Here is a 24,955-nt window from a genome sequence, read left to right as displayed (position 1 = left end):
TTACTACTTTTTATAAAGCTTATGCTGGTGCATCACCTTTAACTGTTAAACCCATAGAACGTGCTGTACCTGCAATCATACGCATTGCTGAAGACATTTCAAAGGCATTTAAATCTACCATTTTGTCTTCTGCAATAACTTTAATCTGATCCCAAGTAACTGCTGCTACTTTCTTTCTGTTTGGTTCTCCTGAACCCTTTTTAATTTTGGCCACTTCTAGTAACTGAACTGCTGCAGGTGGAGTTTTTACAAGAAAATCGAACGATTTATCTTTGAAAACAGTAATAACAACGGGTAAAACTTTACCCTGTTTGTCTTGCGTTCTTGCATTAAACTGTTTACAGAACTCCATAATGTTAACACCAGCAGCACCTAAAGCAGGTCCAACCGGCGGCGATGGATTCGCTGCGCCTCCCTTTACTTGTAACTTAACTACTTTACTAACTTCTTTTGCCATTTTAAAAATGTTTAATGATTTGCTTTTATTTAGAAGCTAAAAACAAATCGATCTATATATTTGTGTAACAATTATATCTTTTCTACTTGCATATAACTTAATTCTAATGGTGTTTTTCTTCCGAAAATCTTTACCATTACCTCAAGTTTACGCTTTTCTTCATTTACTTTTTCTATAGTTCCATCAAATCCATTAAATGGACCATCTACAACCTTAACAGTTTCACCGATATTAAAAGGAATTGCCATGTTTTCATCTTGAACTGAAAGCTCATCAACTTTACCTAGCATTCTATTTACCTCTGATTTTCGCATCGGTACAGGTTCTCCTCCTTTTACTTCCCCTAAAAAACCAATAACACCTGTTATTCCTTTAATAACGTGCGGTACTTCACCCGAAAGATTTGCCTCTACCATTATGTATCCAGGAAAAAAAGCTCTTTCTCTATTCACCTTTTTACCGTTTCGTATCTGAATAACTTTCTCTGTAGGTACAATTACCTGACTTACATAATCAGACAATCCTACTCTAGAAATTTCAGTTTCTATGTAAGCTTTTACTTTATTTTCTTGTCCTCCAATGGCTCTAACAACATACCATTTCATTACTGAATCAGTTGCCATTATTAGTTAGATTTAAACATTTCGAAAAAATTATCTAGTCCAGATTGAAAAACATAGTCTATACCCGCTACCGCCAACGCAAACAGAATTGTAAAAACAGCTACCGTTACCGTCGTTTTTTGAGCATCCTCCTTTGAAATCCAAGTCATGTGGTTACTTAACTCATCAAAAGAATCTTTGATATATTGTATAAAGTTCATCTTACTTTTATGTTTTATTGCACGGGCGGAGAGATTCGAACTCCCGACAGCTGGTTTTGGAGACCAGTGCTCTACCGCTGAACTACGCCCGTTTCTTATTCATTGATAAAGGCATCCCGTTAGAAACGGAATACCTTTTTATATTTATCAATTAATAAACTAATTAAATATTAATCTAATAATTCAGTTACCTGACCTGCACCTACAGTTCTACCACCCTCACGGATTGCGAAACGTAAACCTACATTTAATGCAATTGCTTGAATTAAATCTACAGTAATTGTTAAGTTATCTCCAGGCATCACCATTTCTACACCATCTGGTAAATTAATAGTACCTGTAACATCCGTAGTTCTTACATAGAACTGTGGACGATAGTTGTTATGAAATGGAGTATGACGACCACCTTCTTCTTTCTTCAAAACATAAACTTCTGCTTTGAATTTAGCGTGTGGTGTTACTGAACCTGGCTTACAGATTACCATACCTCTTTTAATATCTTCTTTTGCAATACCTCTTAATAAGATACCTGCATTATCTCCTGCTTCTCCTCTGTTTAAGATTTGACGAAACATTTCAATACCAGTAATAGTAGAAGTCATTTTCACAGCTCCCATACCAATAATATCAACTACATCCCCTGTATTTGCAATTCCAGTTTCGATACGCCCAGTTGCTACTGTACCACGACCTGTAATAGAAAACACGTCTTCAACTGGCATTAAGAAAGGCTTATCGATTTCTCTCAAAGGCTCTTCAATCCAAACATCAACAGCTTCCATTAATTCTAAAACAGTTTCAACCCATTTAGGATCTCCGTTTAAAGCACCCAATGCTGAACCAGCAATAACAGGTCCATTATCTCCATCGTACTCATAGAAAGAAAGTAATTCTCTTACTTCCATATCTACTAATTCGATTAATTCTTCATCATCAACCATATCTACCTTGTTCATAAAAACAACCATACGAGGAATACCAACCTGGCGTCCTAATAAAATGTGTTCACGAGTTTGTGGCATTGGTCCATCTGTTGCTGCAACAACTAAAATTGCGCCGTCCATTTGGGCAGCACCTGTAACCATGTTTTTAACGTAATCCGCGTGACCTGGACAATCTACGTGCGCATAGTGACGATTTGCTGTTTGATATTCAACATGAGATGTATTAATTGTAATACCTCTTTCTTTTTCCTCTGGTGCGTTATCAATCTGATCGAAAGATTTTGCGTCACAAAAACCTGCATCAGACAATACTTTAGTAATAGCCGCAGTTAATGTAGTCTTACCGTGATCTACGTGTCCGATAGTACCAATGTTTAAGTGTGGTTTCGAACGGTCAAAATTTGCTTTTGCCATGATTATTAATTTTAATTCTTAGTTTAAATATATTTAGTGTCCAATAATACGTTTTAAAATGAGCCAGCGATGGGACTTGAACCCACGACCTCATCCCTACCAAGGATGCGCTCTACCGACTGAGCTACACCGGCTTGTTGAAAAACTATCAACTTGCCTTTTGCTTTAACAAAAGTAACGTACTATTAACGATACTTCTACTTAAAACAAAAACTCTTTGAGCGAAAGACCGGGTTCGAACCGGCGACATTCAGCTTGGAAGGCTGACGCTCTACCAACTGAGCTACTTTCGCAATATATAAATTTTGTGGGGAGAGCAGGATTCGAACCTGCGAAGACGTAGTCAACGGAGTTACAGTCCGTCCTCGTTGGCCGCTTGAGTATCTCCCCTCTAAATTTATGATTTCAATGAACTACAATTTTTTTGCTTTTGAGCCGATGGAGGGACTCGAACCCACGACCTGCTGATTACAAATCAGCTGCTCTAGCCAGCTGAGCTACATCGGCTTTTTGTTGCAAAAACAATCCGCTATTTCTAACGGATTGCAAATGTATAAAGTTTTTTTATATTCTAAAACATTTTATCATAGTTTTTTTACTTTTTTTTTACTTTTTATGAAATCATAGCGTCTCGCTGCTTCTCTTTTGATCTTTTTAGCTGTCTTTTTAAGTTGTCTACAGCAGCATTAACGCCTTCTTCGAAGGTTTTTGTTTCTCTTTTTACAATCAACTCGCTTCCCGGAATATTAATTTTGACCTCTGTAATCTTATTTTCTTTGTCACTTGTATTTTGAACTTTCAAAAACACCTCTGCATCTACAATTTTATCATGAAATTTTACTAATGCACCAACTTTCTTTTCTACAAACACCATTAACTCTTTGTCTGCATTGAAATTAACTGACTGTGTGAATACTTTCATAAATTATTCTTTTTTAGTGCTCCTAGGGTGAGCTTGGTTATATACTTTTTTTATAGCATCAAGACTATTGTGAGTATAGACTTGAGTGGAGGCTAAACTAGAATGCCCTAGCAACTCTTTAACCGAATTTAAATTTGCTCCTTCATTTAACAAATGCGTGGCAAAAGAATGTCTTAATATATGCGGACTCTTTTTTACCTTCGTAGAAACGTGCCTAAAGTATGAATTTATAGTTCTGTAGACAAGTGTTTCGTAAATTTTATTTCCTTTATTTGTAATAAAAAGCTCTTCTATATCTTTAGAGTATTCTTTTTTTAAGATTACATATTCGTTTAAGGTAGCTGCAACAGATTGTAAAAGAGGTACAAAACGTTCTTTATTTCTTTTGCCCAATACTTTAATTGTGCCATCTGAAAGACTTATGTTTTTTTCTTTAATATTTATCAATTCTGCCCTTCTAATTCCTGTAGAGTAAAATAGTTCGACCATTAATTTATTCCTTACCGATATAAAGTCTTTTTCTTGATTCAAATTTTCAATAACAGTATTGATTTCTTTAGCGGTAAACGGTACTTGCACTTTTTTAGCAACTTTGAGTGCTTTATGTTTTGAAAGTGGATTAACTTTTACCTGTTCGCTTTTTTGAAGAAATTTATAGAACGATTTTAGGGAACTTACCTTTCTGTTAATACTTCTATTAGACATTTTTGCATCTACTAAAGAAACAATCCAACTTCTTATTTGAGCATAATGAACCTCCAATAACTCTTCTTGCTGGTATGTTGTACTCACAAAATCTCTAAACGATATTAAATCGGTTTTATACGCTGCAACCGTGTGTACAGAATATTTTTTTTCAAATGATACATAGTCTAGGAATGAATCGATCAAAGTTAGCGTTGTTTGGTTGTTGGTTGTTGGTTGTTGGTTTTTCGTTTTTCGTTGATGGTTGATGGTTGATGGTTGATGGTTGATGGTTGATGGTAAATTTACAAAACTTAACGCATAAAAAATCTCGTAACACAAGATTATGTGTTACGAGATTAATTTATTAAGCAAATTTTCAGTAAAGATCCCGCTACAAAAGCGGGATTAATTCAACTTAAAATTTTGAGTGCGTCTTACAGCCTTCTCAAAATTGAGTTTCATTAACCTACTTCTTCTTTTGTTCTTAAATGCTGAACGTAAGAGGCTTTAATTCTTTGAGCTCTATTAGCTACTGACGGCTTTGTAAAGTTCTTTCTTGCACGCAAGTTTTTCATCGTTTTTGTTCGATCAAATTTTCTCTTGTAACGCTTTAAAGCTCTATCGATATTCTCTCCTTCTTTAATGGGTATAATTAACATATGTTGGCACCTCCCTTCATCGTATCTTTATATTTTGTATAGTTCTTAAAACTATTGGTTTATTTTTTGGACTGCAAATGTAATTATTAAATACGTACTACAAATTAAAATTTACAATTTATTTTCTACAATCATTTTGCGTTAGGGATTGAACGGTTTGTTTGAGCTCTCACGCTTTTTAGCGTGAAGCGAGCAGTGAAAGCCCGACCTTTTTAGGAAACGCCCAAATAATCGTAATTCGCGGTTTGTGGTGTGGTTTGTGGTTTGTGATCCGTGGTTCTTGGTTAAAAACAAAAAATCTTACAAGGTTTGTGACTAAAATAAAGTTAGTATAAGAACCCTGTAAGATGATAAAATATTTTAAAATTAGTATTTTTAAACCTACGTAGCAGGTTTATATTCTTTTTTATCAATCACCATCTTTGCAATAATCTCTTTTAAGATTTCTGATGTTCCGCCTCCAATAGGACCTAATCTACTATCTCTTAACAAACGTGCCATCGGGTACTCTTCCATATAACCGTAACCACCCAACATTTGCAGAGCATCATAGATTACTTCATCTGCCATTTTAGTTGATAATAATTTAGACATGCTTGCTTCTTTTACAACGTAGTGACCGTCATTTAAACGTTTTGCAATAGAATAATTATATTCTTTACACATATCTACCCTACTTGCCATTTCTGCAATTTTATGTCTTAATGCTTGAAATTTATCTAAAGATTTACCAAAAGCAGTTCGTTCTTGCATGTAATTAATCGCATATTCTAAAGCAAATTCTGCTCTTGCGTGCGCATTTACGCCCATGATTAATCGTTCGGATGCAAAATGTTGCATAATATAGGCAAAACCTTTACCCTCTTCACCTAATAAATTAGAAATCGGAATTTCTACATTGTCAAAAGCTATTTCTCCTGTATCACTAGCTTTCCATCCTAATTTATCTAATTTTGTTGCAGAAACTCCTTTTGAGCTTCTATCCACTACAAAAATACTGATTCCTTTGTATTTATCTGAAGGATCTGTTTTTGCAGCAACAATTAAATAATCTGAATAAACACCGTTTGTAATAAAGGTTTTAGAACCATTTAAGATGTATTTGTCTCCTTGTTTAATTGCCGTAGAACGCATTCCGGCAACGTCAGAGCCACCAAAAGGTTCTGTAATACAAAGACAACCAATCATATCTCCTTCTACACTTGGCACTAAATATTTATTTTTGATAAAATCATCACCTTCTTTATTTAGGTGCGTCATTGCTAAATATTCATGCGCCCACATTGCCGCTGCAAATCCGCCAGAATTAATTTTCTGTAATTCTTCTAAAAAGATAACGGTGTAAAAAAGATCTAGATCCATACCTCCATGTTCTTCTGGAGTTGATAAACCGAAATATCCCATTTCACCGAATTTTTTCCAGATAAAACGTTCGATAGTACCTGTTTTCTCCCATTTTTCGATGTGTGGAACTACTTCTTTTTGTAAAAAATCTTTAAAACTTTGACGAAATGCTTCATGCTCTTCAGTAAAATACATGCTGTTCATTTGTTGCGAATTTGAGTTGTTTATTGAGCTAACAAATATAAGACTATTTGATCATACTTATCTATTGGAAAACCTTCGATGTTTTTTAATTCTGATATGTTTTGAAGCTCTGCAACTTCATCTCGATACTTAAAAATCTTGCTACACAAATCATAATCGATATATGGATTTTTCAATAGCTCCTTAAACGTTACTGTGTTTACATTTACTTTTGCAATAATTGGTTTTTGGCTAATTTTAAAAACCAAAAGCACTTTATCTGCTACTTCTTTTTCTAACCCCCAAACTTCATACAATTGATTGTTGAAAGAAAAACCCTGTAATTTAGAACGATACTTAATAATTCTTTCTGAAAAAGCTGGCCCTATTCCGCTTATTGTTTGCAAGTCTTTTGCAGTTGCACTATTGATGTCTGCTGTTGATATTGGTTTTATTTCTTTCTTCTGATAAGATTTTTTAGAAAAAGTTTGTTTTATACCTCTGAATGCGGAATTAGAAGATTGATTTTGTTTTACCACCCAATCTGGAAATTTAAAATACGGAGATATTTGATGCAATAAAGAATCAGAAACTTTGGTGATTTGTTGAAATTCTTTTTTTGAGTTGATAAATTTAGTTGTTTTTCTAAAAGCAAGTAGTCTATTAATTTCATCTAAAGACATCCCTAATTGTTCTCCTTTAGAATCTGTAATATAATTTGGATTAAAAGGATACGTTTTAGGTTTTCTATTTTCAATTTCAATCGCCTTTAAACTATCTATTTGCTGTTGAAAGGCTACAACCTCTGTTTGATTTAGCGCAATTTCTTTATCGGAAGAGAAAAGGTCAAAAACAATACTGCACTGAAATAATATAATGAGCACCGCTAAAAGAAAAATCCCATTTCTTTGGCTTTTAGTATACCAGAAATGGGATTTAAATATTTTCATAAAATTTGTTTATGCTTTATTAGCCTTTATTGCGTCTGTAAACCTCACTAATTCTTCTTTTACTTTTGGTGCAAGAAGTATTAAACCAATCATATTGGGAACCATCATTGCGAAAACCATAGCATCAGAAAAACCAATCACAGAGTTTAAACTTGCTGCTGCACCAATCACTACGAATATACAGAAAATTACTTTGTATGTGTATTCTGCTTTTTTTGTTCTACCAAATAAATAAGACCACCCTTGAAACCCGTAATAAGACCAAGAAATCATAGAGCTAAATGCGAATAAAACCACAGCTACCGTTAATACATAAGGAAACCAAGAAATTGCAGATTCAAAAGCCCCTGATGTTAATAAGATTGCTTGTGCATCGTTTAAAGAGGCGTTTTCTGCCGTTACATTTCCTGTTATAATTAACACTAAAGCCGTCATTGTACACACTACAACCGTATCAATAAAAGGTTCTAACAACGCCACCATACCTTCACTTGCGGCATATTTGGTTTTTACGGCAGAATGCGCAATAGATGCAGAACCAATACCTGCTTCATTAGAAAAAGCTGCTCTTCTAAAACCTTGTACTAATACTCCAACCGCACCACCGGCCATACCAACTGGACTAAATGCGCCATTAAATATTTGCATAAAAGCGTCGCCAATCATATCGTAATTCGCAAAAATCACAAATAAAGAAGCTGCCACATAAATTGCCACCATAAAAGGAACAATTTTATCGGTTACTTTTGCTATTTTTTTGATGCCTCCAATAATTACAATTCCAACTAGAACTGCCATTACCAGACCAAAAGCCCAACCCTTTCCGTGTAAAAATGAAACACCACCAACGGGCGTTGTAATGCTCTCTACCAATTGAAAAGCTTGATTTACTTGAAACATATTTCCACCACCAAAAGAACCTCCAATGACAAAAATTGCGAATAATGCTGCTAAAATTTTACCTAAAGTTTTATTTTTTAAACCTTTTGTTAAATAATACATCGGTCCGCCATACACCGTTCCGTCAGCTTCAATATCTCTATACTTTACCCCCAACGTACATTCTACAAATTTTGATGCCATTCCTAAAAATCCTGCAACAATCATCCAAAAAGTAGCGCCGGCGCCACCAATAGAAACTGCAATAGCAACACCTGCAATATTACCCAAACCTACCGTTGCAGATAATGCGGCTGTTAATGCCTGAAAGTGAGAAACTTCGCCCTCATGACCTTCTATTCTAATTGTGTCTGGATTATCGCCATCATCTGTAAATTTCGATTTCTCTAGTTCTACTTTATGATCTTCTCTACCTTCTAAATCGTCAAATTTACCTCTCACAATATTTATAGAAGTAATAAAACCTCTAAAATTGATAAATCTAAAATAAATTGTAAAATAAGTTGCTCCTAAAATTAACGGAAATAGAACCCAATAAATGCTAACGGTATCTGTAAACGGAATTTGATAAAATATAAACTCAACGAACCAACCTGTAAGATTACCAAACACTTCATCAATCTGTTGGTCTAATCCTTTTTCTTGGGCAAATGTTAAAAATGGAACTACTAAAAAAAGTAACGATAAAAGTTTCTTATTCATAAGAACTAGCTATTAAATTTTAATTATTGATTTACAATATTATAAAAAAAACTTGAAGAATTATAAAATAAAATCAAAAATAAAATTAAACTTCTTTGACTTTTAAAAATTGAAAAATAGAATTTTTAATATTTATACGCTCAAAACTTATTCTTGTTTTGGTGTTGATTTTTTATGACCAATTGCGTTTAAGTACCTTGCTAGCTCAACTTTTACTTTGGGAGCTAATAATAGTAACCCTATAATATTAGGAAATACCATTGCAAATATCATAGCATCTGAAAATTCAATTACAGAACCCAAGGTAGACGAGGCACCGATTACCACAAAGACTAAAAATAATGCTTTATACGTGATATCTGCTATTTTGCCTTTACCAAATAAATACGTCCATCCTTGTATGCCGTAATAAGACCAAGAAAGCATCGATGAAAAAGCAAATAAAATAACTGCCACTGTTAATAAAATAGAAAAATGCGGAATGGCAGACTCAAAAGCAACTGATGTTAAATCGACACCGTTTATAGGTTCATTCGTTGCATTTAACAGCACATTACTTTTAGAATCTAAATTACCATAGGTAAATAAGTTGTTCCTTAAATTTGTTACTACAATGACCAAAGCGGTCATTGAACAAATAACTACCGTATCTACAAACGGGCCTATTGAAGCTACAATTCCTTCACTTGCCGGAAATTTAGTTTTAACAGCTGCATGTGCAATCGACGCAGACCCTACACCCGCTTCATTTGAAAAAGCAGCTCTTTGAAACCCAACAATCATTACCCCTATTAAACCTCCTACAATAGATGTTTGATTAAAAGCACCGTCCCAAATTTGAACCATAGCCTCTGGAATTATTGCGTAATTCATAACAATGATAATTAAAGAAGCGCCCACGAACATAATTGCCATAAACGGAACTATTTTTTCGGTTACTCGGCCTATTCTTTTAATTCCGCCAATAATTACGACACCTACTAATATTGCCATTACAATTCCGAATATAAATCCAGATTCAATATCAAAAAGTTGCTTAAATTGTGCAGCGGCTTGGTTGGCTTGAAACATATTTCCACCTCCAAAAGAACCTCCAATTACAAAAACAGCATACAAACCAGCCAAAACTTTTCCTAAACCAGCTAAATTCTTTTCTTTTAGCCCTTTTTTTAAGTAATACATTGGGCCTCCGTATATTTTACCGTCTTCACCAACTTCTCTATATTTAACACCTAAAGTAGCTTCGACTAATTTTGTAGACATTCCTAAAAAACCGGCTAAAACCATCCATATAACTGCTCCAGGACCTCCAATTGCAATGGCAACTGCAACCCCAGCAATATTACCTAAACCTACCGTTGCAGATAGTGCGGCTGTTAAAGCTTGAAAATGTGTGACCTCTCCAATAACCCCATCTGATTTTACAGTTTCAAAAATATCACCCCCTGGCGTTGGATCTCCTGCCATTTCATCAACTGAATTATGGTCAACATCGTCATATTTTCCATTAGTTGCTCTAATGGCAACACCTAACAGTCTAATATTAGCAAACTTAAAGTATAATGTAAAAAATAAAGCCCCCGATAACAAAAGAATAACAACAATAGGAACATCTATACCAACAATTGAAATTGGATAGAAAACCACTGAACTCACAGCATCCGCAAAAGGTTTAAATTTTTCTTCTATTTGTTCGTCTATTGTTAATTCTTCTGCATGCGTAAAGAGGGGTGCTGCTAGAAATAACAACGAAAGAAGTTTTTTGATCATAATATATTTTGATTTATGTTTATTTAAAGACTTGCAATATGATGAAAAATAGAAGGTTTAACGACTTTTTATGCGTTAAAAGTGTTTTTAACTCATAGTTGCCTTAAATCTATACAAATCTTCTTTGAATGATTTTGGATAAAAACCTAGTTCTTTATTTGTTTTTGATACATCGAAACCCGTCTTTGGTGGTCTTTGTGCTCTTTGATTTAAAGTAGCCGATGAGATGGGTTTTATGAGACTTTTATCTAATTGAAAAACCTCTGCGACTTGTTGCGCAATTTGATAAACACTTAACAACTCGTTCGATGAAATATGATAGATACCCGTTGCTTTTTTATCCATAGAAATCTTGCAAGCCATTGCCAAATCTTCTACGAACGTTGGCATTCTATATTGATCCTCTACAATGGTCATTTCTTTTCCTTCTTCTAGCATTTGTTTTACCCAAAGAACAATGTTACTTCTACTCATATCAAATACCTTACCGTACACCAAAATTGTTCTTAAAATTGTAAAATCAATTTTAGATTTTAGCAGAACTTCTTCAGATTTTAGTTTTGACATCCCATAATAACTAATCGGATTTGTAGAATCTGTCTCTTTATAAACACCTTTTAATCCGTCAAAAACAAAGTCTGTAGAGAGATGAATTACATGGGCTTTTAATTCTTCAGAAACTTCAGACAACCATTTTACCACCGAAACATTTAACACATCGCAGGCTTTTTTTTGATCTTCGCAAACATCAACCAAAGTCATGGCAGCAGTATTGATAATAACATGAGGCTGTATTTCTTGAAGTTCTTTTTTAAGACTTCTTTCGTCTGTTAAATCAATAGAAATATAAGAAAAATCATTTCTACCGCTTCTATTAATGCCCCTTGAAAGTCCAAAAACTTGATACTTTTCTTTTTCTTTTAACAATAAACTTACTAAAGATTGACCCAATAAACCGTTACTACCTGTAATGACTACTTTATTCATTAATATTTATGTGTTTTTTTGAAACATACCAATCAGTAAGAAGCAGAGCTTGAAGTTTTTTATAAACCACAAGATTAACCACCTGTATTTGGGTTTTTAAGTCTACAACCAGCATGTTATTTTTATTTAAAAAATCTCTCTCAATTTAGAAATCTGTTCTGGTCTTCCCAAAACAATTAAGTGAGATCCTGAAATTAGTTTACAATTTGATGCTGGATTTATAATATAGTCTTTATCAGGATTTCTGTACCCTATAACGGTACAACCCGTTTTCTTTCTTAAATCGAGATCTAAAATTGTTTTATTTACATATTCTTTTGGCAAATCATCTACCGCAATTTCCTCTAAATTGGCGGTGGTTTCACCTTCAATGGTTAACCGATCTACAAATTCAATCACATCTGGCGTTGCTATTAAAGATGCCATGTGATTGCCGCCTAACTTATCTGGCATAATTACATTATCTGCACCTGCAATTTTTAATTTGCTGTAAGAGCTTTCTTTAGAGGCTCTGCTTATTATTTTACACTTTTTATTTAATTGTCTTGCACTTAAAACCACAAATAAATTATCTGCATCAGAGGGCAATGTGGTGATTAAATTTGATGCTGTTAAAATACCAGCATTCATTAAAATCTCATCTGTAGTAGCGTCACCCCGAACATTTAACATGTCTTCGGTGTCTAAAAAATCAATCACTTCTTTACAATTATCGATTACTACAAAATCGATATTATAATTTTTTAACTTTATAATTGCCTGTCTTCCATTTCTACCGTACCCACAAACAATGGTGTGCCCTTCTAATCTATTTATTTGTTTTTCCACGTTTCTTTGTTTAAAATGATCAAATAATTTTCCGCTTACCAAATATTCTGAAAAGGCAGATATTGCATACCCAAAAATAGTAATACTTGTTAAAATTAAAAAAATTGTAAACACCTTTTCTTCTGGAGAAAAAGGTCTTAACTCCCCAAAACCCACCGTAGTAACTGTAATTACAGTCATATATAAAGCATCTATAAAAGTGTAATGCGAAAGCCACATATACCCTGTTGTACCAATTGCCATTACAGATGCAATTAACCCAAGAATTACATTTATTTTAGAACCTAAAACCTTCATATTTATAAGTCAAAAACCGAGCTTCTTTTGGTATACACCAAATCTTTTAACTTCATTAAAAAGGCAAAGGTTAAGTAAAACCCGAAAGACAATCCTACTGTAAAAAAGGTTACATAAATAAAATAAATACGTACATTTTTTGCATGCATGCCCAATCTATCGGCTAGTCTAGAAAAAACGCCAAAACCATGTCTTTCAAAAAAATGACGGATAGCATGTATAAATTTCATCAATAAAATTTTACCTGCAAGATACTATAATCTCTTTATTTGTTCTCTTCTTTTTTATCTAAAATGATTTCTATTGATTAACTTTGCGCTTTTGCAAAAACCACCCTTTTTTGAAAGACCAAGAATATATAGAAGTTTACGGAGCAAGAGTTCATAATTTAAAGAATATAGATGTAAAAATTCCTCGTGAAAAACTAGTGGTCATCACTGGTTTGAGCGGAAGCGGTAAATCTTCTTTAGCCTTTGACACCATTTATGCCGAAGGACAAAGACGTTATATAGAGACGTTTTCTGCCTATGCTCGTCAGTTTTTAGGCGGATTAGAAAGACCCGATGTTGATAAAATTGATGGCCTTTCTCCAGTAATTTCTATCGAACAAAAAACCACTAATAAAAGTCCGCGTTCTACAGTTGGCACCATCACTGAAATTTACGATTTTTTACGATTGTTGTTTGCAAGAGCTTCAGATGCTTACTCTTACAATACTGGTGAGAAGATGGTAAGTTATTCTGATGAACAAATTAGACAACTTATTTTAAAAGATTTTGATGGCAAAAAAATAGCCGTTTTAGCGCCGTTGGTAAAGTCTAGAAAAGGACATTATCGGGAACTTTTTGAACAAATTTCTAAACAAGGTTTTTTACGAGTTCGTGTTGACGGCGTTATCAAGGAAATCGAAAAAGGCATGAAGCTAGATCGTTATAAAACCCACGATATTGAAGTGGTTATAGATCGACTAGCGATTAGTGAATCTGCAGAAAAAAGATTAGAAGAAACGATAAAAACTGCTTTATATTCTGGTAATAATATAATGATGGTGATTGATGTGGATGACAACCATCCTCGTTATTTTAGCCGTGAATTAATGTGCCCAACAACCGGAATTGCATATCCAAACCCTGAACCTAATAATTTTTCTTTTAACTCGCCAAAAGGTGCTTGTGATAATTGTAATGGTTTAGGAATCACGAATGAAATTAACCTAAAAAAGGTAATTCCAGATACTTCTATCTCCATAAAAAATGGCGGTGTTGTTCCTTTAGGAGAACAAAAAAATAGTTGGATTTTTAAACAAGTCCAAAATATTGCAGAACGATATCAGTTTAAATTAACAGATGCTATTAAAGATATTCCGAAAGAAGCATTAGAAATCATCTTACATGGTGGCAACGAATCTTTTGAAATAGAATCTAAAACGGTGGGCATCACCAGAAATTATAAAATTGATTTTGAAGGTATTGTTGCTTTTATTACTGGGCAGTATGACAATGCCGAAAGTACTTCTATAAAACGTTGGGCAAAAAACTTTATGGAAGAAGTTACGTGCTCTAGTTGCCAAGGAAAAAGGTTAAAAAAAGAAGCACTTAATTTTAAAATAACCGATAAAAATATTAGCGATTTAGCGCAACTAGATGTGACTGAATTGGCAAAGTGGTTTGCGAATATAGAAAAAGATTTATCAGAAAAACAGCTTACAATTGCATCAGAAATTTTAAAAGAAATAAGCACTAGAATTCAGTTTTTATTAGATGTAGGTTTAGATTATTTAACTTTAGACAGAACTTCTAAATCACTTTCTGGTGGCGAAGCTCAAAGAATTCGTTTGGCAACTCAAATTGGCTCGCAATTAGTGGGCGTTTTATATATTTTAGATGAACCTAGTATTGGTTTACACCAGCGAGATAACGAGAAATTAATAGATTCTTTAATTAAACTACGAGATGTTGGTAACTCTGTCATTGTGGTAGAGCATGATGAGGATATGATTAAAAAAGCCGATTTTGTTTTAGATATTGGCCCTGGTGCAGGAAAATATGGAGGAGAAATTGTAAGTCAAGGTACTTTTGAATCGATAAAAAAAGAAAACACCTTAACGGCCGATTATTTAACCGGAAGAAAAAAAATTGAAGTTCCTACAAGCAGACGAGCAGGAAACGGTAAAACGATCAAATTAAAAGGAGCTTCTGGCAATAATTTAAAAAATGTTTCTGTCGAATTTCCTCTGGGAAAAATGATCTGTGTAACAGGAGTTTCTGGAAGTGGGAAATCGACTTTAATAAACGAAACTTTATATCCTATTTTAAATGCTCATATATATAGGGGTGTCAAAAAACCAATGCCTTATAAGAAAATAGAAGGTTTAGATCATGTAGACAAAGTAATTGATATCGATCAATCTCCTATTGGTAGAACTCCGCGCTCTAACCCTGCCACGTACACAAAAACGTTTGATGAAATTAGAAGTCTGTTTGCTAAAACTCCAGAAGCTGCCATTCGTGGTTATAAACCAGGTAGATTTTCTTTTAATGTAAAAGGAGGTCGCTGTGAAACATGTCAAGGAGGAGGGGTTCGCGTTATAGAAATGAACTTTTTACCAGATGTTCATGTAGAATGTGAAACCTGCCAAGGAAAACGTTTTAATAGAGAAACATTAGAAATTCGTTATAAAGGAAAATCGATTTCAGATATTTTAAATATGACGATTGAAGATGCTACCGATTTCTTTAAATTGATTCCTAAAATACACCGAAAAGTAAAAACGATTAAAGATGTTGGGCTTGGTTATATAACGCTTGGCCAAAGGTCTACTACCCTATCGGGCGGTGAAGCACAGCGGATAAAATTAGCCGCAGAATTATCAAAAAAAGATACTGGTAATACTTTTTATATTTTAGACGAGCCCACAACAGGTCTTCATTTTGAAGACATTAGAGTTTTAATGGAAGTTTTGAATAAATTAGCAGATAAAGGAAATACTGTTTTAATTATTGAACATAATTTAGATGTAGTAAAATTGGCAGATTATGTAATTGATGTTGGTATGGAAGGCGGAAAAAAAGGAGGAAAAATTTTAGTTACAGGAACTCCAGAACAAGTTGCTAAACATAAAACAAGTTATACCGCAAAGTTTTTGAAAAAATTACTAATTTAGTAGACTGTTAAAAAAAATAAAACAACCCTAATGACAAACGACGATAGAAAAATAAGAGAACGCTTGCAGCAAAAAACTTGGAACGAAATAAAAACAAACGATTCTTGGGCTATTTTTAAAATAATGGCCGAGTTTGTAGATGGCTATGAACGTTTAAGTAAAATTGGACCCTGTGTCTCGATTTTTGGCTCTGCCAGAACAAAACCAGACCATCCTTATTATCTATTAGCCGAAGAGATTGGCTATAAATTAACCCAAAATGGTTTTGGTGTAATTACTGGCGGTGGACCCGGTATTATGGAAGCCGGAAATAAAGGTGCCAATAGAGGAAAAGGACTTTCTGTAGGCTTAAACATTGAACTGCCTTTTGAACAACATGACAACCCTTGGATAGATCAAGGTAAAAGTTTAGATTTCGATTACTTTTTTGTGCGTAAAGTAATGTTTGTAAAATATTCGCAAGGTTTTATAGTAATGCCCGGTGGTTTTGGAACAATGGATGAACTTTTTGAAGCGATTACCTTAATTCAAACTAAAAAAATTGGTCGTTTTCCTATTGTTTTAGTCGGTAAAAAGTTCTGGGGTGGTTTATTAGATTGGATAAAAAGTACACTTTTAGAAGAGGGTAATATCAGTGAAGCAGATTTAAATCTTTTTAGACTGGTAGATACCGCAGATGAAACCGTAGAACATTTTAATAAATTTTACGCTAAACATCAATTGAAACCTAATTTTTAAGAATGTTTAAGAAATGAATGTTTTTTTGCTGTTATTTGTGCGCTAAAAAGTGAAACAAGTTACAGCAAAAAAACAATCTATTATACGATACTAATTAGAGCTGTTTACAAAAAATAATCGCTCGTGTGTGAGAACAATTTTAAACAATATTAAAAGCGGTTGATGCATATTTTTTTGGTTTAAAAGAAAATAGTTTCTCATAATCCCTTTGAAAATCATAAAATATCAAAATTTGAGAAAATTTCATTTTAAAAAATTTTTCAACATCTTATTCTTTTTTCTTGTTGGCTGCATGCTCTGTAAAGCCCAAGAAAACGCTATTCATATAGAAGCAAAACTAAATATTGATGATAACGCACTCTTTATAAAACAAGAAATTACCTTTGTAAATACTTCAGATTCTATTTTATCAAATATCTATTTACATAATTGGGCTAATAGTTTCAGAGACCGAAAAACTCCCTTATCTAAAAGACTTATAAAAGATTTTCGTAAAGATTTATACTTTGCTAAAGAAGAAAATTTAGGAAAAACTACCATAAAAAATCTTGCAATCAACTTTGCGAACACCGAGTTTGATGAGCTAGAAGATAATGCTGACATTTTACAAGTATTTCTAAAACAGCCTCTTGTGCAAAAAGATAGTTTAAAAATATCTTTAACCTACACTGTAAAAATACCAAGTGCTAAATTTACGGGTTACGGCAAAACTAAAGAAGGTTTTCATTTACGCTATTGGTACATTACACCCGCAGTTTACGATGAGAGTTGGCATTTAATGAGCAACCTAAATATTGATGATTTATATGAAAAAGCAACCAATTTTACCATAGAATTAGACATCCCAAAAGAATACATTTTAGAAAGCAATTTGTATCAATATAAAACTGATAATACAGATTTTGATCGCTATTTTTTATCAGGAAAAAATAAAACCGATATTATATTAGGTGTTAATAAAAGTAAGGTATTAAGAACTTTTAAAACAGAGAACATAACAGTTTCTACCGATGTATTTAATGAAGAAGTTCGTGATTCTATAGCCACAGATATATTAAGTAGAGAGTTGCATTTTATTGAAACATTTTTAGGTAAATATCCGCATAAAGAGCTTTATATAGATAAAGTTACCCAAAGTAAAGATCCTATTTATGGTTTGAGTCAATTACCAGATTTTTTACGACCGTTTTCTGATATTTTTAAATGGGATGTAACCATGTTTAAAGCCGTTAGCAGAAAATATATCGAAAATACACTACTTTTAAACAAGAGGCAAGATCACTGGTTTTTAGAGGGATTACAAAATTATTTGATGATTGAATATATCGAAGAATTTTATCCTAACACAAAATTATTAGGTGACGTATCAAACTACTGGTTTATAAAAAGCTTTAATTTTTCTAAATTAGACTTTAATGATAAATATCCTTTTGTTTATCAATTTATTTCTCGCCAATTTCTAGATCAATCTTTAGATACCTCTACAGATTCTTTATCAAACTTTAATAGAAAAATTGCAAATAAATACAAAGCCGGTTTAGGTTTTAGATATTTAAAAGGCTTTTTGGGTGATAGTATTTTAAATCACAGTATCAGAGATTTCTATCAAAAGAATCAAAATAAAATAGTATCAAGTCTTGATTTTCAAGAAATTTTGTCAGCAAAAACAACTAAAAATATTGATTGGTTTTTTAATGATTTTATCAAAACAAATAAAAAAATAGACCACACTATAGATAAAGTAGTAATTAAAAAAGACAGTTTAGAAGTAACCATCAAAAATAAAAGAAATATTACAACGCCCGTTTTATTGTATGGTTTAAAAGACAAAGAAATAAAATTTAAAAAATGGATTACGAACGTTGAAGATTTAAAAACGACAACGATACCAAAACACGGTATTAATAAGGTAGCCTTAAATTATGAAAATTTATATCCAGAAATAAATACGTTAGATAACTGGAGAGATTTACAAGATAAAATATTTAATAAGCCTTTAAAGTTCAGTTTGATAAAAGACATAGAAGATCCTTATTACAATCAAATTTTTTACCAACCAAACGTAAGTTATAATTTTTATAATGGTTTAATTTTAGGTGCGCGCCTACACAATAAACCACTAATAGCCAGAAATTTAGAACTTTCTTTTGCCCCATCTTACGCAACAAAAAGCAATACAGTAATCGGTTCTTTTTCTGCGCTTTATAATCAGTATTTTGAAAAAACATCTATTTATAAAATTATGTACGGTGTTAGTGGTCAAACGTTAGATTATGCACCCAATCTATCTTACAGATCATTTGTACCCTTTGTAAATATTATTTTTAAAAGAAAAGATTTAAGAGATGCCACGCAAGAATTTGTTAGAGCAAGATTGTTGCATATTGATAAAGAAATACCAGAAGGACAAATTAAAACTTCTGAAGATAATTACAGTGTTTTTAGTGCAAGCTATAACTTTATTAACCCCGATATTATAAAAGAATTTCGATATAATTTTAGTTTTGAATATGCAGAAAAATTTTCTAAAATTGCAACCGACTTGCGTTTTAGGTCGCTATCAACTTCAGATACGCAGCTAGATTTTAGAGTATTTGCAGGTGTGTTTTTACATAATAATTCTGTTGGCGATTATTTTAGCTTTGGTTTAGACAGGGCAAATGATTATTTATTTCAGCTTAATTATTTTGGTCGTTCAGAAGATTCTGGCATTTTTAGTCAACAATATATTATTGCCGAAGGAGGCTTTAAATCTGCACTACCAGTTAGATTTGCAAATCAATTTATGCTATCTTTTAACTCTAGTATAGGTATCTGGAGATGGGTAGAATTCTATAATGATGTTGCTTTTTTAAAAAGCAGAGAAAACCCTGTTTACTTTGGTTATAATAACGGAGTTCGACTTAACTTTATCCATAATATACTCGAAATTTACTTTCCGCTCTATTCAAATAACGGTTGGGAAATAACACAAGAGTCTTATCCCCAAAAAATTAGATTTACATTAACAGGAGATATAAGCTCAATTTATAATTTCTTTAGAAGAGGATTTTTGTAAAATTATAACAAAATAATATGCATTGTATAATTCTCAACAAAAACAATATTTACCCTTGTTAATTTACCATATTCTTAAACAAATCTAAATATTTCTAAATATCGATTAAAAAAACTATCTTTGTAAAAGTAAAAACGATAAACATATGTTGCAAAAAACAGTTACTTTAAACAAACAAGAAATCTCTTTTAACGACTTTAAAAAAGAAGTTTTAAATGATTATAAAATTGCAAAAATTAGCAGAGAATGTAGTTTATTAGGCAGGCGTGAAGTACTTACCGGAAAAGCAAAATTCGGTATTTTTGGTGACGGTAAAGAAATACCGCAACTGGCGATGGCCAAAGCCTTTAAAAAAGGCGATTTTAGATCTGGTTATTACAGAGATCAAACTTTTATGATGGCTATTGGTGAGCTTACAGCGCAACAATTTTTTGCGGGTTTGTACGCACACACAGACATCAAAGCAGACCCTATGTCTGCAGGAAGACAAATGGGTGGGCACTTTGCTACCCACAGTTTAAATGAAGATGGTAGTTGGAAAGATTTAACAAAACAATATAATTCTAGTGCAGATATTTCTCCCACAGCCGGCCAAATGCCTCGTTTGTTGGGATTAGCACAAGCATCCAAGATTTATAGAAACGAAAAAAGTGTAAAACATAAAACCAAGTTTTCTAACAAAGGAAATGAAGTTGCTTGGGGAACTATCGGAAACGCTAGCACAAGTGAAGGCTTATTTTTTGAAACCATAAATGCCGCAGGAGTTTTACAAGTGCCAATGGTTATGAGTGTTTGGGATGATGAATATGGTATTTCTGTGCATGCAAAACATCAAACTACCAAAGAAAGTATTTCAGAAATCTTAAAAGGTTTTCAGAGAGATCATGAAAAAGATGGCTACGAAATCTTTGTTATCAATGGTTGGGATTATGTGCAACTTTGTGATATCTATCAAAACGCTGCAAAAATTGCAAGAGAAGAACATGTACCTGTTTTAATTCATGTTAAAGAATTAACACAGCCTCAAGGGCACTCTACTTCTGGTTCTCATGAGAGATATAAGGGCAAGGAACGTTTACAATGGGAAAAAGAGCACGATTGTAATACAAAATTTCGGGAGTGGATTCTAGATTTTGAATTAGAAACAGAAACTGGCGATATTTTACGTTTTGTAGATTCTGAAGAAGACTTAATTATTTTAGAAAAAGAAGCAAAAAAAGAAGTAACCAATGCAAAACGAAATGCATGGAACGCGTTCTTAAATGAAATAAAATCTGAACTTTTAGTTGCAGTTGAGTTATTAGAAAATGTTGCTGCAAAGAGCAATAACGGTACATTTATTACGAAATATAAAAACGATTTATCGGCAATAACAGAGCCCACAAGAAAAGATATTTTATCGGCTGCAAGAAAATGTTTGCGCTATGTAAAAGATGAACATTTTAGTGAAAAAGTAGCACTTCAAAACTTTATAAAAACTTCGACAACTATAGCTCAAGGCAAATATTCGACCCATTTATTAAGCGAAACTGAATTAGCTGCTCTAAATGTTTTAGAGGATAAACCGATGTATGCTCAAAATAAAAATCTTGTAGATGCCAGAATTATAATGAGAGATAACTTTGATGCTATTCTTTCTAAACATCAAGATGTGGTTATTTTTGGTGAAGATGCTGGTTTTATTGGTGATGTAAATCAAGGTTTAGAAGGCTTGCAAGAAAAGTACGGAGATATTAGAATTTCTGACACTGGTATTAGAGAAGCAACAATTATTGGTCAAGGAATTGGATTAGCAATGAGAGGTTTAAGACCCATTGCAGAAATACAATATTTAGATTACTTGCTGTACGCACTTCAAATTATGAGCGATGATTTAGCAACTTTGCGTTACAGAACTTTTGGCAAACAAAAAGCACCTTTAATTATTAGAACCAGAGGCCACAGACTAGAAGGAATTTGGCATGCGGGCTCGCCAATGGGCGGCATTATAAATAATGTAAGAGGAATGCATGTTTTAGTGCCCCGAAACATGACCAAAGCTGCTGGTTTTTATAACACTTTACTAGAAGGTGATGATCCTGCACTCGTTATAGAATGTTTAAACGGTTACCGTTTAAAAGAAGAATTGCCAACAAATTTAGGCGATTTCAAAACACCTATTGGCGTTGTAGAAACCATTAAAGAAGGCAAAGACTTAACGATTATTTCTTATGGATCTACTTTACGTATTGTTGAAGAAGCTGCAAAAGATTTGCATCAAGTTGGTATTGATATCGAAATTATTGATGCACAAAGTTTACTGCCTTTTGATTTAAATCACGACACGGTAAAAAGTGTTGCCAAAACAAATAAGTTATTAGTGGTGGATGAAGATGTTCCTGGTGGCGCTTCTGCATATCTTTTGCAAGAAATTTTAGAAAATCAAAACGCATATGAACATTTAGATAGCAAACCATCAACTTTAACTGCTAAAGAACACAGAACAGCATACGGTACAGATGGCGATTATTTCTCAAAACCCTCTGCCGAAGATGTATTTGAGAAAGTATATGAGATTATGCATGAGTTTAATCCGCAAAAATTTAAGAGTTTGTATTAGTTCTTTTAATAAAAAAAATAAAATCCCACTCAAAAATTTGATTGGGATTTTTTATTAAGATTTTATTTTTTCACCTTTGATAATTTCTTGTAAATCTCTTGAAATTTCTAGGAATGGAAATAGTACTTCATCATTTTTGAAATTTTTAGTTAAGACAGACAAACTTTTTAAATAAGTATTACAGGATATTTTTTTATTTGACTCAAGAAATATAAAATCTTTTCCTTTTAATAATTTATAAATTTTGCATGAGCTAGAAACTCGCACTCACGGTAATAAATAAAAAACAGATTATATTATACCGCATTACATAATACACGTTAACGCGAGCATCTTGCTCGTGACCATAAACAAATTCAAATATTTCTACAAAAGGCTAAAGATTCTATAATACAAGAAAAATAAATTTCTCTCGTAAATACATCAATCCAATTTACAATTGCAAAACTTATAAAGTATGCTCCTGACTTTTCTCTGAATTTATATTTTCTACTCATAACTTTTTTTAAGTAAAAACAGGGTAATAATATTTATCGGCACGAGCAGGACGCTCGCGCTTGCGGTAATAAATAAAAAAGCAGATTATATTATAACGCATTACATAATAGACGTTAACGCGAGCATCTTGCTCGTGACCATAAACTAATTCAAATCTTTTTAGAAAAGTCTAAAGATTCTATAATACAAGAAAAATAAATTTCTCTCGTAAATACATCAATCCAATTTACAATTGCAAAACTTATAAAGTATGCTCCTGACTTTTCTCTGAATTTATATTTTCTACTCATAACTTTTTTTAAGTAAAAACAGGGTAATAATATTTATCGGCACGAGCAGGACGCTCGCGCTTGCGGTAATAAATAAAAAAGCAGATTATATTATAACGCATTACATAATAGACGTTAACGCGAGCATCTTGCTCGTGACCATAAACTAATTCAAATCTTTTTAGAAAAGTCTAAAGATTCTATAATACAAGAAAAATAAATTTCTCTCGTAAATACATCAATCCAATTTACAATTGCAAAACTTATAAAGTATGCTCCTGACTTTTCTCTGAATTTATATTTTCTACTCATAACTTTTTTTAAGTAAAAACAGGGTAATAATATTTATCGGCAAGAGCGGGACGCTCGCGCTAACGTTTGTGGGTACAACTATATTACTCTATACTGCGTTACAAAATCATCTTGAATATCTTTATAACTATTGGTGCAAAAAATATGTTCTATACTTTTTTTAAGCTCTTCAAAACCATAATTAAATTGTGCATGTGTAACATATAAGAACACTTTATTAGCACCTTGTTTCTTTAATTCTTCTGCTAATAATTTAAATGTTCTGCCGCCATCGGCTAAATCATCCACAAGCAAACACACTTTATTTTTTACATCACCCTGTATTTTAATTTGAGGAACGCCCTTAATTCTAACCTTATTGGAAGGAATAATATCTGCATTTAGTTTTTCTGCCATCTCATGCGTAGTTTTATAAGCGCCTGCATCTGGACTAATTAAGACAGGATTTCTGATTTTATGGAAGGCTTTTTGTACATATTCAAAACTATTTATCTCTGATGAATTATCTATCAACGCTAATGAAACCGAACTATGCGGATGTAAAATTTTAACAACATCAAAATTCATACTATTGATAAATTTAGAGATTACTTTTAAATCGAAAGATTCATTTTCATGAAACCGTCTGTCTGAACGTTGCCCAATTAGGCAATAGATTGTTAAAGTAGCAAGCTTATTTTTATTTTCTAAAATTGCGTCCCAAGCTTCTTTTATAGCCGCCGCTTTAAATAAATCTTCATAGGTATTTCCTCTCATTTTTACATGTAAATCTCCTTCTTCTATAATTGTAGCAGCAACTTGATGGTCTTTAAATTTCTTTATTGCGTATTTCATCTTTATTTTTTAAATATTTTGATTGATTTTTTCTCTGATTTTTTCAAGGCTAATGGTATTTAAAAATACACCATTCTCATAAATAACTTGCAATTCCCCTTCATTTTCTTCTCTTTCTGAAACTTGATCTTTTAAAATATATTTCCCGTTCATTAAAACTACTTTTAGTAAACCTTTTGCAGATTTCTTAATTCCGTTATCAGTTACAGGATCTTTAAAAATCTCTTTTCTTTCTCCGTTTACAACTACAGATATTGCTTTCATGGCAAAACCAAAGGTATCTCTCGTTTTAAATTGATAGGTAAAGGAACCAATCCCTAAAACAACATTGGTAGATGCAAAACCTTTATTGTGCAAACGTTTACAAATTTCTTCTGCTCTTTCTGTGGTGATACTATCGCCATAAATAGCACCAATTTTCGGATTTAAAATTTTAAAACCTTGTGCATTTATCGTTCCGCCAAAAACATCCCAAAGCAACTCAACCACACAGGGCAGAATCATACTTTTATATTTAATATTTTGAGCAAATAGTCTTCATTCCATCCAGCTTCAAGCCTTTTACTTTTTACAGATAGTTTTTTAGAGTTTTCATTTTTCAGTAAGTTTAAAGCAAT

General features: G+C 32.7%; 21 protein-coding genes, 5 tRNA genes and 2 pseudogenes. 4 read left to right on the top strand and 24 right to left on the bottom strand.

All coding sequences use genetic code 11. From position 1 onward, the window contains the following. Nucleotides 1–19 precede the first annotated feature (19 nt). The 19 genes from rplK to ES044_RS02345 all read right to left on the bottom strand — a co-directional run bounded on the left by rplK (nucleotide 20) and on the right by ES044_RS02345 (nucleotide 13,097). The gene (gene rplK / locus ES044_RS02435; RefSeq protein WP_147117944.1) at nucleotides 20–457 is read right to left on the bottom strand and encodes a 50S ribosomal protein L11; all 438 of its coding nucleotides are present in this window, start codon (nucleotides 455–457) and stop codon (nucleotides 20–22) included. A 71-nt stretch (nucleotides 458–528) separates the two neighbouring features. Continuing rightward, entirely contained in the window at nucleotides 529–1,080 is a 552-nt protein-coding gene (gene nusG, locus ES044_RS02430) for a transcription termination/antitermination protein NusG (protein WP_147117945.1), read from the bottom strand. A 2-nt stretch (nucleotides 1,081–1,082) separates the two neighbouring features. Beyond that, entirely contained in the window at nucleotides 1,083–1,280 is a 198-nt protein-coding gene (secE, locus tag ES044_RS02425; RefSeq protein ID WP_147117946.1) for a preprotein translocase subunit SecE, read from the bottom strand. Nucleotides 1,281–1,300: 20 nt separating this feature from the next. Beyond that, nucleotides 1,301–1,372, bottom strand: a tRNA-Trp gene (locus ES044_RS02420). A gap of 78 nt (nucleotides 1,373–1,450) precedes the next feature. Further along, nucleotides 1,451–2,638 carry an elongation factor Tu gene (tuf, locus tag ES044_RS02415; protein WP_147117947.1) on the bottom strand — a complete coding sequence of 396 codons (1,188 nt, stop codon included), beginning with the start codon at nucleotides 2,636–2,638 and terminating at the stop codon, nucleotides 1,451–1,453. A 61-nt stretch (nucleotides 2,639–2,699) separates the two neighbouring features. Beyond that, nucleotides 2,700–2,772 (bottom strand) — tRNA-Thr (locus ES044_RS02410). Nucleotides 2,773–2,858: 86 nt separating this feature from the next. Continuing rightward, nucleotides 2,859–2,931, bottom strand: a tRNA-Gly gene (locus ES044_RS02405). 15 nt (nucleotides 2,932–2,946) lie between these two features. Then, a tRNA-Tyr gene (locus ES044_RS02400) sits at nucleotides 2,947–3,028 on the bottom strand. Between the two features lie 43 nt (nucleotides 3,029–3,071). Next, nucleotides 3,072–3,145: transfer RNA gene (locus ES044_RS02395), tRNA-Thr, on the bottom strand. Between the two features lie 106 nt (nucleotides 3,146–3,251). Then, nucleotides 3,252–3,560, bottom strand: a complete 309-nt coding sequence (gene hpf, locus ES044_RS02390; protein WP_147117948.1) for a ribosome hibernation-promoting factor, HPF/YfiA family — start codon at nucleotides 3,558–3,560, stop codon at nucleotides 3,252–3,254. A gap of 3 nt (nucleotides 3,561–3,563) precedes the next feature. Beyond that, the gene (locus ES044_RS02385) at nucleotides 3,564–4,451 is read right to left on the bottom strand and encodes a tyrosine-type recombinase/integrase (protein ID WP_147117949.1); all 888 of its coding nucleotides are present in this window, start codon (nucleotides 4,449–4,451) and stop codon (nucleotides 3,564–3,566) included. A gap of 257 nt (nucleotides 4,452–4,708) precedes the next feature. Next, on the bottom strand, nucleotides 4,709–4,906 hold the full coding sequence (rpsU, locus tag ES044_RS02380) for a 30S ribosomal protein S21 (RefSeq protein ID WP_018945147.1): 198 nt from the start codon (nucleotides 4,904–4,906) through the stop codon (nucleotides 4,709–4,711). A gap of 381 nt (nucleotides 4,907–5,287) precedes the next feature. Then, entirely contained in the window at nucleotides 5,288–6,454 is a 1,167-nt protein-coding gene (locus tag ES044_RS02375) for an acyl-CoA dehydrogenase family protein (protein ID WP_147117950.1), read from the bottom strand. Between the two features lie 20 nt (nucleotides 6,455–6,474). Next, complete coding sequence (locus ES044_RS02370; protein WP_147117951.1) at nucleotides 6,475–7,383, bottom strand: ComEA family DNA-binding protein; 909 nt, start codon at nucleotides 7,381–7,383, stop codon at nucleotides 6,475–6,477. Nucleotides 7,384–7,392: 9 nt separating this feature from the next. Beyond that, complete coding sequence (locus ES044_RS02365) at nucleotides 7,393–8,985, bottom strand: alanine/glycine:cation symporter family protein (RefSeq protein ID WP_147117952.1); 1,593 nt, start codon at nucleotides 8,983–8,985, stop codon at nucleotides 7,393–7,395. A 147-nt stretch (nucleotides 8,986–9,132) separates the two neighbouring features. Next, complete coding sequence (locus ES044_RS02360) at nucleotides 9,133–10,755, bottom strand: alanine/glycine:cation symporter family protein (RefSeq protein WP_147117953.1); 1,623 nt, start codon at nucleotides 10,753–10,755, stop codon at nucleotides 9,133–9,135. Nucleotides 10,756–10,842: 87 nt separating this feature from the next. Beyond that, complete coding sequence (locus tag ES044_RS02355; RefSeq protein ID WP_147117954.1) at nucleotides 10,843–11,742, bottom strand: SDR family oxidoreductase; 900 nt, start codon at nucleotides 11,740–11,742, stop codon at nucleotides 10,843–10,845. 126 nt (nucleotides 11,743–11,868) lie between these two features. Continuing rightward, entirely contained in the window at nucleotides 11,869–12,867 is a 999-nt protein-coding gene (locus ES044_RS02350; protein WP_147117955.1) for a potassium channel family protein, read from the bottom strand. Nucleotides 12,868–12,869: 2 nt separating this feature from the next. Next, a complete protein-coding gene (locus ES044_RS02345; protein ID WP_147117956.1) occupies nucleotides 12,870–13,097 on the bottom strand; it encodes a PspC domain-containing protein in 228 nt (75 codons plus the stop codon). A gap of 110 nt (nucleotides 13,098–13,207) precedes the next feature. Between ES044_RS02345 and uvrA the strand changes: the two genes are divergently transcribed. The 4 genes from uvrA to ES044_RS02325 all read left to right on the top strand — a co-directional run bounded on the left by uvrA (nucleotide 13,208) and on the right by ES044_RS02325 (nucleotide 22,425). Further along, nucleotides 13,208–16,030, top strand: a complete 2,823-nt coding sequence (uvrA, locus tag ES044_RS02340) for an excinuclease ABC subunit UvrA (protein WP_147117957.1) — start codon at nucleotides 13,208–13,210, stop codon at nucleotides 16,028–16,030. Between the two features lie 30 nt (nucleotides 16,031–16,060). Next, entirely contained in the window at nucleotides 16,061–16,768 is a 708-nt protein-coding gene (locus ES044_RS02335) for a TIGR00730 family Rossman fold protein (protein WP_147117958.1), read from the top strand. Nucleotides 16,769–17,060: 292 nt separating this feature from the next. After that, entirely contained in the window at nucleotides 17,061–19,826 is a 2,766-nt protein-coding gene (locus ES044_RS02330) for a M1 family metallopeptidase (RefSeq protein WP_147117964.1), read from the top strand. A gap of 145 nt (nucleotides 19,827–19,971) precedes the next feature. After that, nucleotides 19,972–22,425 carry a thiamine pyrophosphate-dependent enzyme gene (locus ES044_RS02325; protein ID WP_147117959.1) on the top strand — a complete coding sequence of 818 codons (2,454 nt, stop codon included), beginning with the start codon at nucleotides 19,972–19,974 and terminating at the stop codon, nucleotides 22,423–22,425. Between the two features lie 365 nt (nucleotides 22,426–22,790). Here ES044_RS02325 and ES044_RS02320 read toward each other — a convergent pair. From ES044_RS02320 to ES044_RS02300, 5 genes and pseudogenes are all read right to left on the bottom strand, one after another. Next, a pseudogene (locus ES044_RS02320) lies at nucleotides 22,791–22,922 on the bottom strand (transposase); the annotation flags it as partial. 150 nt (nucleotides 22,923–23,072) lie between these two features. Further along, the gene (locus tag ES044_RS02315) at nucleotides 23,073–23,213 is read right to left on the bottom strand and encodes a hypothetical protein (protein WP_410524666.1); all 141 of its coding nucleotides are present in this window, start codon (nucleotides 23,211–23,213) and stop codon (nucleotides 23,073–23,075) included. A 150-nt stretch (nucleotides 23,214–23,363) separates the two neighbouring features. Then, nucleotides 23,364–23,504: a hypothetical protein gene (locus ES044_RS02310; protein ID WP_410524666.1), complete on the bottom strand. Its 141-nt coding sequence runs from the start codon at nucleotides 23,502–23,504 to the stop codon at nucleotides 23,364–23,366. 78 nt (nucleotides 23,505–23,582) lie between these two features. Next, complete coding sequence (locus ES044_RS02305; protein WP_147117960.1) at nucleotides 23,583–24,338, bottom strand: phosphoribosyltransferase family protein; 756 nt, start codon at nucleotides 24,336–24,338, stop codon at nucleotides 23,583–23,585. Nucleotides 24,339–24,347: 9 nt separating this feature from the next. Further along, nucleotides 24,348–24,827: pseudogene (locus tag ES044_RS02300) on the bottom strand (nicotinate phosphoribosyltransferase); the annotation flags it as partial. Between the last annotated feature and the right edge of the window lie 128 nt (nucleotides 24,828–24,955).

It is taken from the genome of Polaribacter sp. IC066 (assembly GCF_007997085.1).
GTDB lineage: Bacteria > Bacteroidota > Bacteroidia > Flavobacteriales > Flavobacteriaceae > Polaribacter.
The sequence above is the reverse complement of the archived record's forward strand: the minus strand, read 5'-3'. Positions and strand labels throughout refer to the sequence as shown.